At 62.2% G+C, this 14,194-nt stretch carries 11 protein-coding genes; 1 reads left to right on the forward strand and 10 read right to left on the reverse strand.

Annotation, left to right across the window (positions count from 1 at the left end):
• Nucleotides 1–60 precede the first annotated feature (60 nt).
• The gene (ppx, locus tag AWB70_RS24825) at nt 61–1,572 is read right to left on the reverse strand and encodes an exopolyphosphatase (RefSeq protein WP_041730539.1); all 1,512 of its coding nucleotides are present in this window, start codon (nt 1,570–1,572) and stop codon (nt 61–63) included.
• A 264-nt stretch (nt 1,573–1,836) separates the two neighbouring features.
• On the opposite strand from ppx, the gene ppk1 reads away from it, so the two are divergent.
• Nucleotides 1,837–3,900, forward strand: coding sequence for a polyphosphate kinase 1 (ppk1, locus tag AWB70_RS24830; RefSeq protein WP_045450840.1), 2,064 nt, complete (start codon nt 1,837–1,839; stop codon nt 3,898–3,900).
• 672 nt (nt 3,901–4,572) lie between these two features.
• On the opposite strand, the gene phoR is transcribed toward ppk1, so the two are convergent.
• From phoR to folP, 9 genes are all read right to left on the reverse strand, one after another.
• Nucleotides 4,573–5,886, reverse strand: a complete 1,314-nt coding sequence (phoR, locus tag AWB70_RS24835; protein ID WP_014191910.1) for a phosphate regulon sensor histidine kinase PhoR — start codon at nt 5,884–5,886, stop codon at nt 4,573–4,575.
• 48 nt (nt 5,887–5,934) lie between these two features.
• On the reverse strand, nt 5,935–6,636 hold the full coding sequence (gene phoB, locus AWB70_RS24840) for a phosphate regulon transcriptional regulator PhoB (RefSeq protein ID WP_008342029.1): 702 nt from the start codon (nt 6,634–6,636) through the stop codon (nt 5,935–5,937).
• 50 nt (nt 6,637–6,686) lie between these two features.
• Nucleotides 6,687–7,391, reverse strand: a complete 705-nt coding sequence (gene phoU, locus AWB70_RS24845) for a phosphate signaling complex protein PhoU (protein ID WP_014191912.1) — start codon at nt 7,389–7,391, stop codon at nt 6,687–6,689.
• A 40-nt stretch (nt 7,392–7,431) separates the two neighbouring features.
• A complete protein-coding gene (gene pstB / locus AWB70_RS24850) occupies nt 7,432–8,292 on the reverse strand; it encodes a phosphate ABC transporter ATP-binding protein PstB (RefSeq protein WP_014191913.1) in 861 nt (286 codons plus the stop codon).
• Between the two features lie 15 nt (nt 8,293–8,307).
• Nucleotides 8,308–9,195, reverse strand: coding sequence for a phosphate ABC transporter permease PstA (gene pstA, locus AWB70_RS24855; RefSeq protein WP_014191914.1), 888 nt, complete (start codon nt 9,193–9,195; stop codon nt 8,308–8,310).
• Nucleotides 9,195–10,178 carry a phosphate ABC transporter permease PstC gene (gene pstC / locus AWB70_RS24860; RefSeq protein WP_041730542.1) on the reverse strand — a complete coding sequence of 328 codons (984 nt, stop codon included), beginning with the start codon at nt 10,176–10,178 and terminating at the stop codon, nt 9,195–9,197. Before pstC ends, pstA begins: the two co-directional genes overlap by 1 nt.
• Nucleotides 10,179–10,307: 129 nt before the next feature.
• Nucleotides 10,308–11,339: a phosphate ABC transporter substrate-binding protein PstS gene (gene pstS, locus AWB70_RS24865; RefSeq protein ID WP_014191916.1), complete on the reverse strand. Its 1,032-nt coding sequence runs from the start codon at nt 11,337–11,339 to the stop codon at nt 10,308–10,310.
• A gap of 209 nt (nt 11,340–11,548) precedes the next feature.
• Entirely contained in the window at nt 11,549–12,910 is a 1,362-nt protein-coding gene (gene glmM / locus AWB70_RS24875; RefSeq protein ID WP_053568511.1) for a phosphoglucosamine mutase, read from the reverse strand.
• Nucleotides 12,911–13,030: 120 nt separating this feature from the next.
• On the reverse strand, nt 13,031–13,915 hold the full coding sequence (gene folP, locus AWB70_RS24880; protein ID WP_053568512.1) for a dihydropteroate synthase: 885 nt from the start codon (nt 13,913–13,915) through the stop codon (nt 13,031–13,033).
• Nucleotides 13,916–14,194 lie beyond the last annotated feature (279 nt).

The following is a 14,194-nucleotide window of genomic DNA, read 5'->3' on the forward strand; positions in this document are numbered from 1 at the left end:
GCCCCAAAACGCAACAAGGCCCCGCTCGACGGGGCCTTGTTCCTTGCGGCATCGATCGACTCAATCGCCCGTATACACCACGCGATACGGCCGGCCGATCTTCTCCCATTCCATCGCTTCCTGCACGAGGCTGTAATCGGTGAGCGGATTATTGGCCACCCATTCGTTGGGCAGATGCACCTCGAAGCCGCCGCCCGCCCGTTTCACCTCGATGCCCGGCAGCCCGACATCCGTGCGCCGGCGCGACAAGAGCGCCGCAAGCCGCAGACAGAACAGCAGCGTCCAGTCGATGTCGCGCGCCTGCGCGATCTTGCCGAGCTTGCCCGCGTGGCCGAGCACGAGCGCCGCGAGCCGGGCCTGATCGGTGCGCGAGAAGCCGGGCATGTCGGCGTTGCTCGCGATATACGCGGAGTGCTTGTGATAGGCGCTATGCGCGATCGACAGGCCGATCTCGTGCAGCGACGCCGCCCACGCGAGGAACATGCGGTTTTCCTCGCGCACGTCTTCGTCGGGCTCGCCGAGCTGATCGTAGAAACTGATCGCCAGTTCGCCGATACGCTCCGCCTGCGCGGCATCCACGCCATAGCGGCGCTTGAAGCCTTCGACCGTCACGGTGCGCATGTCCTGATGCTGCGAGCGCCCGAGCAGGTCGTACAGCACGCCGAGCCGCAAGGCGGCGTCGGTGGTATCGGCGTATTCAACGCCCAGTTCCTCGAACACGCCGAGCATGATCGACAGGCCGCCCGCGAGCACCGGCACGCGATCCGGCTTGAGCGCGACGAGCTTCAGCCGGTTCACGTTCTCGGCCTTGATGAGCGCGCGCTTGAGCCGCTCCAGGCCGACGCGCGAAATGCCGTGCGTGACGTCGGGATCGTTGAAGCCGTTCGCCTCGATCAGCTCCGCGAGCGCGCGCGCCGTGCCCGACGAACCGATCGCCTGATCCCAGCCCGTCTGCTTGTATTCGCGCGAAATGATCTGAATCTCGCGCTTGGCGGCGAGCTCGGCCTGGCGCATGGTGTATTCGTCGACATTGCCGGCCGGGAAGAACTGGCGGCTATGGCTCACGCAGCCGATATACAGGCTCTCCATGTGGATCGGCGTGTAATGCGAGCCGATGATGAACTCCGTCGAGCCCCCGCCGATATCGACCACGAGCCGCTTGCCCGCGCTCGCCGGCACCGAATGCGCGGCGCCCGCGTAGATGAGGCGCGCTTCCTCGCGCCCGGCGATGACTTCGATCGGAAAGCCGAGCGCGCTTTCCGCCTCGACGAGAAAGTCGTGGGCGTTTTTTGCGACGCGCAAGGTATTGGTGGCGACGGCGCGCACCTGATCGGGATGAAAATCGCGCAGACGTTCGCCGAAGCGCTTCAGCGCATCCCAGCCGCGCACTTGCGATGCGCGGTCGAGCATCTTGTCCTTCGAGAGTCCGCCGCCGAGCCGCACGGGCTCGCGCAGCGCGTCGACCTGATAGATCTGGCTGCCGGCGGGCGTTTCCTCGACCCGGCCGACGATCAACCGGAAGCTGTTCGATCCGAGGTCGACCGCGGCAAGAAGATGGGGATGTGTGACCATCGGAGATCCGGAAATCGTGAAGTGGGGAAAGGCACTGTCACAGCGGCGCTGTTGCAGCGCACGAATTCTATTCTATGCCGCCGCGGCGCGCGCCCGCTCGGAGCCGTACGCGGCTTATCCGAAAATCGCGCGTGCGCGCTAGCGACGCTATCCGCATAATGAGTAGAATTCGTGAAAATCGTTCTGTCATAAAAAACACATGATACTGTGAGAACATCTGAGAGCTTCCTTGCCCATCTGATCGAGACACCCTCCCTCCCCCCGATGTCCATACGCTATCCGTTATTCAACCGCGAACTGGGCATTTTAGGTTTCAACGAGCGCGTCCTCGCGCAAGCCGCCGACACGACGGTTCCCTTGCTTGAACGCCTGCGATTCATTTGCATCACGAGCAGCAACCTCGACGAATTCTTCGAAGTCCGTATGGCGGGTCTGCAAGAACAGATGCGCGACAACCCCGGCTCGCTGTCGCCGGACGGCATGTCGTTGCAGCACGTCTACGACCTGGTTTCGGAGCGCGCGCAGCGCCTCGTGCGCCAGCAGTATTCGATGCTGCACGACATCGTGCTGCCCGCGCTCGAAATGGAAGGCATCTACTTTCACGGCGCGGAAGACTGGACCGAGCAGCAGACCGCGTGGGCGCGCGACTACTTCTACAACGAGCTTTTGCCGGTGCTCACGCCGATCGGGCTCGATCCCGCGCATCCGTTTCCGCGGGTGTTGAACAAGAGTCTGAACTTCGTTGTCGAACTGGAAGGCACGGACGCTTTCGGCCGCCAGGCGATGATGGGCATCGTGCAGGCGCCGCGCGCGCTGCCGCGCCTCGTGCGCATGCCCGAGGCGCTGTCGGGTTATCCGCATGGCTTCGTGCTGCTCAGCTCGTTCATGCAGCACTTCGTCAACGAACTGTTTCCTCATCTCGTCGTGCGCAGTTGCAACCAGTTCCGCATCACGCGCAACAGCGAGCTTTTCGTCGATGAAGACGAGATCACCAATCTGCGCGTCGCGCTGCAAGGCGAATTGCCCGCGCGGCATCTGGGCAATGCGGTGCGGCTCGAAGTGTCGGCGGAAACGCCGCCGCATCTCGTGCGGCGTCTGCTGGACGAAGGTCAGTTGAGCGAGCGCGATGTGTATCGCGTGAACGGGCCGGTCAATCTCGTGCGTCTGATGCAGTTGCCCGAGATGGTGGACCGGCCGGACCTCAAGTTCGTGCCGCATATTCCTTCGGTGCCGAAGGCGATCGCGAACACGTCGAATCTCTTCGACGCGATCGATCAGGGCGATATCCTGCTGCATCACCCGTACGAGAGTTTTCAGCCGGTGCTCGAACTGCTGCTGCAGGCCGCGAAAGATCCGCAAGTCGTTGCGATCAAGCAGACGATCTACCGCACCGGCACCGATTCCCCGTTGATGGATGCGCTCATGCAGGCCGCGCGCAACGGCAAGGAAGTGACGGTCGTCGTGGAACTGCTTGCGCGCTTCGACGAAGAGACGAACATCAACTGGGCGTCGCAGCTCGAAGCGGTGGGCGCGCATGTGGTGTATGGCGTGGTCGGCCACAAGTGCCATGCGAAGATGATGCTGATCGTGCGGCGCGTATCGCAGGGCGGCAAGCTCGTCCTGAAGCGTTATGCGCATCTGGGCACGGGCAACTATCATCCGCGCACGGCGCGTCTTTATACCGACTTCGGCTTGATGACTTCGGATCAGGAGATGTGCGAAGACGTGCATCACGTCTTTCAGCAGTTGACGGGAATCGGCGGAGAGATTCCTTTGAATCAGCTATGGCAGTCGCCGTTCACGCTGCACGCGAAGCTCATCGACGCGATTCGCGCCGAGGCCGAGCATGCGCGCGCGGGCCGGCGAGCGCGGATCGTCGCGAAGATGAATGCCCTGCTGGAGCCTACGGTGATTGCCGCGCTTTACGAGGCGTCGCATGCGGGCGTGAAGATCGATCTGATCGTGCGGGGCGTGTGTTCGCTGAAGCCGGGGGTCGAGGATCTTTCGGAGAACATCACAGTTCGGTCGATCGTCGGGCGGTTTCTCGAACATCATCGCATCTTCTATTTTTATGCTAATGGCAAGGAAGATGTGTTTCTGTCCAGCGCGGACTGGATGGATCGGAACTTCTTCCGGCGCGTGGAAGTGGCGTTTCCGATTCGCGATCGGCGGTTGAAGCGGCGGGTTATTGCCGAGGGCTTGTCGGTTTGTCTTGGGGATAATCAGTCGGCGTGGGTTATGCAGAGTGATGGGCATTATCGGAAGCGGAGGCCGGGGAAGGCTATTCGCAATGCGCAATTGGGGTTGTTGGCTAAGTTTTGTTCTTGATTTTTTTTGAATCGCGGGATCCCGTAAGTTAGTTTTCTGGTTTGATCGCCGGATCCCGTTTTCTTGTTGGTTTATTAGCACTGCCCCTCCCCGGGGCGGGGGTAACTTTCTTTGCTGCTGCAAAGAAAGTCACCAAAGAAAGCAGCTTTGTCACCGCCCGCGGTCACACGCAGTTTGGCCATTTTTCTCCTCGGGGAACGGCCCTCGCCTAAAGAGTGCCCTCACAGGCCCAACCGGGCTTGGATCGCGCACGGTCTGTCGCATCGCGCCGCTTAACCAACGGGTACAGCCATTTCAAGTTCCAGCCCGCTTCGCGGCCGATGGGTTCATCGGGTGCGCGAGTGCACTCGTGTTCGCTGGTTTCCCTCGCATGCCCAACGGCAGCGCGAAGCGCTGTGCCGAAGCTATTTTGTGCTGAACCAGCGCGTTCAAAGTTATGGCTTGTCAGACCGTGTGCGATCCAAGCCCGGTTGGGTTTATGAGGGCACTCTTTAGGCGAGGGCCATTCCCCGAGGAGAAAATTGGCCAAACTGCGTGTGACCGCGGGCGGTGACAAAGCTGCTTTCTTTGGTGACTTTCTTTGCAGCAGCAAAGAAAGTTACCCCCGCCCCGGGGAGGGGCAGTGCTAATAGACCGACACGAATACGGGATCCGGTGGCAAAAAAAACCCAATCAAGCCGCCAACGACTTCCTCAAAGCCGTCCGCGAAGCGGGAAATCTAACAACAAACGTACTCCCCCTTCCAACTTCACTCTTAACATCAAGCTCGGCATTATGCCGCTGCAACACATGCTTGACGATAGCCAGCCCCAACCCAGTCCCCCCGGTATCCCGCGACCGGCTCCGATCCACGCGATAGAACCGCTCCGTCAACCGCGGAATATGCTCCGCAGGAATCCCAAGCCCGCTATCCCGCACGGCAAAAACCGCACGATCCTTCATGCGCTGCCACGAAACCTCGATGGCCCCGCCATCCGGCGTATACCGCACCGCGTTAGTCACGAGATTGCCAAGCGCACTCATCACTTCAGTCTCGGCCCCGGCGACGGTCAACGCATCATCGCTTTGAAACGAAATCCGATGCCGCCCGTTCGACAGGTTATTGGCATCGTCTTCCAGATGCCGCATCACCGCGCGCATGTCGAGCAACTCATCGCCCGGCGGACGCATATCGCCTTCGAGATTCGCGAGCACGAGCAAGTCCCGCACGATGTTCTGCATGCGCGACGCCTGCTGCTCCATCATGTCGAGATAACGCATGCGGTCCGCTTCGTCGAGCGGCAACTCGCGCATCGTTTCGAGAAAGCCGGACAAGACCGTGAGCGGCGTCTTCAACTCATGCGAAACATTGGCGACGAAATCGCGGCGCATCGAGTCCGTGCGCTCCAGTTCGGTGATGTCCTGCGTGAGCAGCAGCTTGCGGTTCTCGCCATACGGAAACACCTGCACCGATACCGTGTACTTGCGATGCACGCCCATGCCGCGCATCACGAGCATCTCTTCGTAATGATGCGCGTTCAGATAACGCACGAAGTCCGGATTGCGCACGAGATGCGTGATGTGCTGGCGCAAGTCGCGCTTGGCATCGAGCCCGAAGTGCTCCTCGGCGATCGCGTTGCACCACTCGATCTGATCGTGATCGTCGAGCATCGCCACACCGTTCGGCGAGGCCTGGATCGCCTGAATGAAGCGCGCATGCTGTTGCTCGACCTGACGCACTTGCGCGTGCCAGCGCTTCGCGAGCTTGTGCAGACGGTAATAGATTTCGCCCCAGATGCCGAGCGCACTCGGCACCTCGCCATAGACCGGCGCTTCGAGCAGACGCCACAGGCGCTGCATGTGATAGGTAACGAAAAAGCCCTGCACGACGAGCATGAGCACCGCAAAGGCGAGCGCCACGCGCACGCCCGCGAATGCACCGATCGCCGCGCTTAACGCGGCGAGCAGCGCGAGGGACACGATGGCACGCGTCCAGATGATGTTCATGTTGTCGGTGTGTCTAGATGACGTTGATGCGGCAAGTCGAAGCGGAACTCAGGCGCTTTTGGCAAGCCGGTAACCGCTGCCGCGCACCGTTTCGATCATAGCATCGCAGCCCGCGGGCTTGAGCGCGGCGCGCAGACGCTTGATATGCACATCGACCGTACGCTCTTCGACGAACACGTGATCGCCCCACACCTGATCCAGCAATTGCGTGCGGCTATGCACGCGCTCCGGATGCGTCATGAAGAAATGCAGCAGACGGAATTCGGTCGGGCCGAGATCGAGCTTGATATCGTTGCCCGAATGACTCGCTGCCACACGGTGCGTCGCCGGATCGAGCCGCAAGCCGTTGATCGCGACCACGTCTTCGGTGAGCTGCGGCGCGCGCCGGCGCAGAACCGCCTTGATGCGCGCCATCAGTTCCTTCGGCGAGAACGGCTTCGTCACGTAATCGTCCGCGCCGATCTCGAGGCCGAGCACCTTGTCCTGCTCGTCGCCGCGCGCCGTCAGCATGATGATCGGAATATGCTTCGTGCGCTCGTTGTTGCGCAGCTCGCGCGCGAACGCGATGCCCGACTTGCCCGGCAACATCCAGTCGAGCAGGACGAGATCGGGCAGCACGTCGCTGATCAGGTTTTGCGCCTGTTCCGCGTTATAGGCGCGAATCGGGCAATGTCCCGCATGCTGAAGATTCACCGAAATCAATTCGGAGATCGCGGGTTCGTCTTCGACGACGAGGATACTGCTGGGCATCGGCACCTCTTGACCTTTTCCTTGAGTTAAAACGATTGCTCGGCAACGAATCAGCTCAACGCCTCGCGTTCGAGCTGATCGCGCGAGATGTGACGCACGTCCGTGCCCTTCACGATGTAGATGATGAACTCGGCGATGTTCTTCGCGTGATCGCCGATGCGCTCCACCGCCTTCGCGATGAACAGATAGTCGAGGCCCGCCGAAATGGTGCGCGGATCTTCCATCATGTACGTCACGAGCTTGCGCACGAAGGCGCGGAATTCATCGTCGATAGCCTTGTCGTCGCGCACGATCTGCGCTGCCGCCACCGTGTCCAGACGCGCGAACGCATCGAGCGCGCGGCGCAGGATCGACACCGCCATCTCGCCCGAGAGCTTGATTTCCGCGATGTTCACCGTGCGGCCCGCGCCGTCTTCGTTGATGCGTTTCACGCGCTTGGCGATCTTCTCGGCTTCGTCGCCGGCGCGCTCCAGATTCGTGATCGTCTTCGAGATCGCCATCAACAGGCGCAGGTCGCGCGCAGCCGGCTGACGGCGCGCGATGATGTTGCTGCACTCTTCGTCGATCTCGACTTCCATCGTGTTCAGACGCACTTCGGCCGCGATCACCTGATCGGCGATGCCGATGTCGAACTCGTTCAACGCCTGCATCGCCGCGATGATCTGCGACTCGACGAGACCGCCCATTTCCAGCACTTTCGACGACACCGCGTTGAGGTCGGCGTCGAACTGGCTCGAAAGATGTTTATCGGACATATTTGCTCCTTAAAGCCTTTCCGTTTCACCCGTCCGGCGATCAGCCGAAGCGGCCCGTGATGTAGTCTTCCGTCTCCTTGCGGGCCGGCTTGATGAAGATCTTTTCGGTGTCGCCGAACTCGATCAATTCACCCAGGTACATATAGGCAGTGTAGTCCGAACAACGCGCCGCCTGCTGCATGTTGTGCGTGACGATCACGACCGTGTAATCGCTCTTCAATTCGGCGATCAGCTCTTCGATGCGGCCCGTCGAGATCGGATCGAGCGCCGAGCACGGCTCGTCGAGCAACAGCACTTCCGGACGGATCGCGATACCGCGCGCAATGCACAAACGCTGCTGCTGACCGCCCGACAGACCGTAGCCGCTCTGCTGCAGCTTGTCCTTCACTTCGGTCCAGAGTGCGGCTTTCGTGAGCGCCCATTCGACGCGATCGTCCATTTCCGAGCGCGAAAGCTGCTCGAACATCTTCACGCCGAACGCGATGTTGTCGTAGATCGACATCGGAAACGGCGTCGGCTTCTGGAACACCATGCCGACACGCGCGCGCAGCAGCGAAATGTCGCGCGTCGTGTCGAGCAGGTTCGCGCCGTCCATCAGGATCTCGCCTTCCGCGCGCTGCTCCGGATAGAGCGCGTACATCTTGTTGAAGGTGCGCAAAAGCGTGGATTTGCCGCAACCCGACGGCCCGATGAAAGCCGTGACCTTCTTCTCGGGAATGCGCAGGTTGATGTTCTTCAGCGCGTGATACTTGTTGTAGAAGAAGTTGAGGTTCTTCACCTCGATCTTCGGCCTGATCGAATCCGCCGGCTGCGAGGCGTGCGTGGGGCGCACGCTGCCGGGAACCGGACCGCGTTCGATCTGCTTTTCCTGGTGGTTGACACCGCTTTCGACCATATTCATGGAATCACTCCACCCTTATTTCTTCGAGAAGATCGCGCGCGCCAGGATATTCAGACCCAGCACACCGAGCGTAATCAGGAACACACCGGCCCACGCGAGCGATTGCCACTGCGGGAACGGACTCATCGCGAACTTGTAGATCGTCACCGGCAGGTTGGCCACCGGCTGATTCATGTCCCACGAGAAAAACTGATTCGACAGCGCCGTGAACAGGAGCGGCGCGGTTTCGCCGGCGATGCGCGCCACCGCCAGCAGCACGCCCGTCACGATGCCGCCGATCGACGCCTTCAGCGTGATCGACATCACCATCTTCCACTTCGGCGTGCCGAGCGCGAACGCGGCCTCGCGCAGCGCGTTCGGCACGAGCTTCAGCATGTTCTCGGTCGTGCGGATCACGATCGGAATCTGCAGCAGCGCCAGCGCAATCACGCCCGCCCAGCCGGAAAAGCGGCCCATCTTCGCGACGACGAGCGCATACACGAACAGACCGACGACGATCGAAGGCGCCGACAGCAGAATGTCGTTGATGAAGCGCGTGACGTTCGCGAGCCAGCGCTTCTGGCCGTATTCGGCGAGATAGACGCCCGCGAGAATGCCGAGCGGCGTGCCGACGAAGGTGGCGAGCACGACGAGCATCAGCGAGCCGACGATCGCGTTGGCGAGACCGCCGCCATCGGTGTTCGGCGGCGGCGTCGATTGCGTGAACAGATCGACCGACAAACCGCCGATGCCGAGCTTGAGCGTCGTGAAGAGAATCCACACGAGCCAAATGAGACCGAAGGCCATGGCGGCGAGCGACAGCGTCAGCGCGACCGCATTGGTGCCGCGGCGGCGGCTTTGCAGCTTCTGGCGCGTGGCCTGCAGGCGCTTCGGGTCCTGATTGAAGGTAGCGGGACGGCTCATTATTTACGGCCCTCCCCGCGTTCCATGCGAATCAGCATGATCTTCGAAATCGCGAGCACGAAGAACGTGATCACGAACAGAATGAGACCGAGTTCCATCAGCGCGGACGTATGCAGGCCCGGGCTCGCTTCCGCGAATTCGTTCGCGAGCGCGGAGGTGATGCTGTTGCCGGGCGAGAACAGCGAGACGTTGTCGAGCAGATTCGTGTTGCCGATGACGAACGTGACGGCCATCGTTTCGCCGAGCGCGCGGCCGAGGCCGAGCATGACGCCGCCGATCACGCCGGCGCGCGTATAGGGCAGCACGATCTTCCACATCACTTCCCACGTCGTGCAGCCGATGCCGTACGCCGATTCCTTCAGCAGCACGGGCGTGACTTCGAACACGTCGCGCATCACGGAGGCGATATACGGGATGATCATGATCGCGAGAATCACGCCCGCGCACAGAATGCCGATGCCGATCGGCGCGCCCTGAAAGAACATGCCGATGACGGGCACGTCGCCGAGCAAATGGCCGAGCGGCTTCTCGAAGTATTCCGCGAAGATCGGCGCGAACACGAGCAGGCCCCACATGCCGTACACGATCGACGGAATCGCCGCGAGCAGTTCGATCGCGACGCCGAGCGGACGGCGCAGCCACGCGGGCGAGAGTTCCGTCAGAAACAGCGCGATGCCGAAGCTCACCGGCACGGCGATGATAAGCGCGATGATCGAGGTCGCGATCGTGCCGTAGATCGGCACCAGCGCGCCGAAGCTCTCGCTGGGTGGATCCCACTCCGCGCGCCAGAGAAACGAAAGCCCGAATTTGTGGATGGTCGGCAGCGACGCGATGAGCAGCGAAACGATGATGCCGCCAAGCAGAAGCAGCGTGATGACGGCCGCAAGCCGCGTCACGCCGCCGAAAACGATGTCGCCGATACGGCTCGGCGCGCGCTGTGTATGCGCCGCCGGCACCGCCGACGAAAGATTGATGTCCGACATGGGAGCCTTGGTTTCGCTACGTGTCAGACCGCGCGGCGAACCTTGGGCTCGCCGCGCGGCTTGCTTTCTCTGCTTTGCTGTCCCTCGAATCGATAGCTTAGGACAGTTTGAAACGACTGCTTGCCGCGCTTATTCCGCGACCGACTTGCCCGAAGCGTCCTTCACCTTCGCCTTCCATTGCGTCTTGATTTCGGCAACGACCGAATCCGGCAGCGAGATGTAGTCCAGATCGTTCGCAGCCTGATTGCCGTTCTTGAACGCCCAGTCGAAGAACTTGAGCGTTTCCGAACCTTGCTGCGGCTTCTCTTGCGTCGCGTGCAGCAGGACGAAGGTCGCGCCGACGATCGGCCATGCGTTCTGGCCCGGCTCGTTCGTCAGGATCTGATAGAACGACTTCGACCAGTCCGCGCCCGCGGCAGCGGCCTTGAACGTGTCGGTCTTCGGCTCGACGACGGTGCCGGCCGCGTTCTTCAGGCCGACGTAGGTCATCTTGTTCTGCTTCGCGTACGCCCACTCCACGTAGCCGATCGCGCCCGGCAGACGCTGCACGAAGGCCGCGACGCCGTCGTTGCCCTTGCCGCCCGTGCCCGTCGGCCAGTTGACGGTCGAGCCTTCGCCGACCTTCGACTTCCACTCCGTGTTGACCTTCGACAGATAGTTCGTCCAGATGAAGCTCGTGCCCGAACCGTCGGCGCGGCGCACCACGGCAATGTCCGTATCCGGCAGCTTGACCTTCGGGTTCAGCGCGGCGATCGCCGGGTCGTTCCACTTCTTGATCTTGCCGAGGTAGATGTCGCCGAGCACCTGGCCCGACAGCGTCACTTCACCCGCCTTCACGCCCGGCACGTTGATCACCGGCACCACGCCGCCGACCACCGTCGGGAACTGGAACAGGCCGTCCTTCGCGAGTTCGTCGTCTTTCAGCGGAGCGTCGGAGCCCGCGAAATCCACGGTCTTCGCGATGATCTGCTTGATACCGCCCGACGAGCCGATGCCTTGGTAGTTGACCTTGCCGCCGCCGTTTTTCTGGTAGGCGTCTGCCCACTTGGTGTAGATCGGGGCTGCGAAGGTACTACCCGCGCCGGTGATGTCGGCTGCTTGCGCGGAGATGGCGAACACGGCGCCAATCAGGCCGGCCAGCGCGGTTTGCATCAATTTCATTCTTAACCTCCAGGGTTGTGAGCGTGTGAGACGACACCGCGAAATATAGGAGGAGTCTGTGACAGTAATATGACTAATCGTGAAGCAAACATGTCAGTTTTCTTACGCGCCGAAAGTTTGATCACAGCGGCTTTGTCAAGCGCCCGACGCAAATAAAAAAGCGGGCCGAAGCCCGCTTTTAGCGAAGTGACGAGAAATTCAGTAAACGCCTACGAAGTCGCTTCTTTTACGACCTGCGCAATCGTTTCCGCGTACTGAACCGCATCCTTTTGCGCCGACGCTTCTACCATCACGCGCAGAACCGGCTCAGTTCCCGACGCGCGAATCAAGACCCGGCCGTGCGATTGGAGGGAACGCTCGGCTTGCTCGACCGCGCGGCGAATCGCGTCGCTGGCTTTCCAGTCCGCGCCTGCATTCATGCGCACGTTGATCAGCTTCTGCGGGAAAAGGCTCACACCGTCGAGCAGTTGATCGAGCGATTTGCCGCTGCGCTGGATCGCCGCGAGCACCAGAAGCGCCGAGACGATGCCGTCGCCGGTCGAATGACGGTCGAGCGACAGAATGTGGCCGGAGCCTTCCGCGCCCAGTTGCCAGCCGTTCTCGCGCAGTTTCTCGAGCACGTAGCGGTCGCCGACGGCCGCGCGCACGAACTGCACGCCGACCTCTTTCAGCGCCACTTCCACGGCCATGTTGGTCATCAGCGTGCCGACCGCGCCGTCCACCTTGCCGTCGGTCGCGATGCGATCCTTCACCAGCACGTACAGCAACTCGTCGCCGTTATACAACCGGCCCGTCGAATCGACGATCTGCAGACGATCGGCGTCGCCGTCCAGCGCGATGCCGATGTCGGCCTTGTGCTCCACCACGGCGCGCACGAGCGCATCGGGCGCGGTCGCGCCGACGCCGTCGTTGATATTGAAGCCGTTCGGCGAGACGCCGATCGACACCACTTCCGCGCCCAGTTCGTGAAAGACGTGCGGCGCGACGTCATAGGCGGCGCCGTGCGCGCAGTCCACCACGAGCTTCAGGCCGCGCAAGTCGAAATTCGCGGGAAACGTGCTCTTGCAGAACTCGATGTAACGGCCGCCCGCATCGTCGAGGCGCCGCGCCTTGCCGAGTTGCTCGGAAGGCGCGCACTCCATCGGCAGTTCGAGCTGGCGCTCGATTTCAAGCTCGACTTCGTCGGGCAGCTTGTTGCCGTCGGCGGAGAAGAATTTGATGCCGTTGTCGTTGTAGGGATTGTGCGACGCGCTGATCACCACGCCCGCCGACAGCCGCAGCGCGCGCGTGAGGTAGGCGACGCCCGGCGTCGGCATCGGGCCGGCCAGCATCACGTCGACGCCCGCCGCCGAAAAGCCCGACTCCAGCGCCGCTTCCAGCATGTAGCCGGACACGCGCGTGTCCTTGCCGATCAGCACCGTCGGCCGATTGCCCTTTTTCTGCAGCGCGCGATCCGCGCCCGCGAGCACCTTGCCCGCGGCGTAGCCGAGCCGAAGTACGAAATCCGGCGTGATCGGCGCGACGCCGACGCGCCCACGGATGCCGTCCGTTCCAAAATATTGACGTGCCATTATTGCTTGCCCTCCTCGCGGGACATATGGCTGCGGTTATCGATCCGCGACATAGTGTTGATGATAGTTATATTGGCGCGCGCGGCCTGCGCCGGAAGACCTCTCCAATGGCGCCAAGGCTCAATGATGCCCATTCGCGGCGGCTTCTTTTGTTGCTTGCCAGACCTTCAGCGCATCGACGGTTTCGGCGACGTCGTGCACGCGGATGATCGCCGCGCCCCGCTCCGCCGCGCAGACCGCGGCGGCGACGCTCGCCGCGAGCCGCTCGCCCGCGCCGCGTCCGGTGACGGCGCCGAGCATCGATTTGCGCGACATGCCCGCGAGCAGCGGGAAGGCTGCTCCGGCCGGCTGGGTCGCGGCGAGATGCGCGAGCAACTGGTAATTGTGCTCGACGGTCTTGCCGAAACCATAGCCCGGATCGAGACTGATGCGCGCCGCGCTCACGCCGCCCTGCGTCAGCGTGGTCACGCGTTCAGCGAAGAACGCACGGATCTCGGCGACGACATCTTCGTACATCGGCTCGTGCAGTTGCATCGTCTGCGGCTCGCCGAGCATGTGCATCACGCAGAGGCCGCAGTTGCTGTTCTTGACGACGTCGAGCGCGCCTTCCCGGCGAAAGCCCCAGATGTCGTTGATCATGTCCGCGCCGGCGTCGAGCACGGCGCGCATGACCGCCGGCTTGTACGTATCGACGGAAAGCGGCGCACGGACGTCACGCAACGCCTCGACGATCGGCACGACGCGCTCCAACTCCTCGTCCAGCGGGACAGGCGGCGCGCCGGGACGCGTGGACTCGCCGCCGATATCGATCATGTCGGCGCCGTCGGCGAGCATCTGCTCGGCGCGCGCAAGCGCGGCATCGCGAGCGATGAACCGGCCGCCATCCGAAAAGGAATCCGGCGTGACGTTGAGGATGCCCATGACGAGCGGGCGTTCGAAGGTCAGCGTGAAGCGGCCGCACTGAAGCGGTGCTGCTGAAAACGGGGATGAGGTCGAAGTGGTCAAGCGAGTCGAACGAATGAAGGAATGGGCTGGACGGGGAGATCGTCTGGCATAGCGAGCGCCGTGCGCTACGTGCCGTTCAGCATCTCATTAAAACCGGGCCCTGAATGGAAAATGGGCCGGCGTGCAATGCACACCGGCCCATGAACGAACGCGGAAAACTCAGGCCGTTGCCGGCGCGTTGCCCGGCTTGACCTCGGTACCGCTGCTGCCACCCGAAGGCGTATCGCCCGACGGCGGCGGCATGTTCTTCGGCGGACGCGGCGGACGATCCGCCATGAT

Source organism: Caballeronia cordobensis, from assembly GCF_001544575.2.
GTDB classification, from domain to species: Bacteria; Pseudomonadota; Gammaproteobacteria; order Burkholderiales; family Burkholderiaceae; genus Caballeronia; species Caballeronia cordobensis.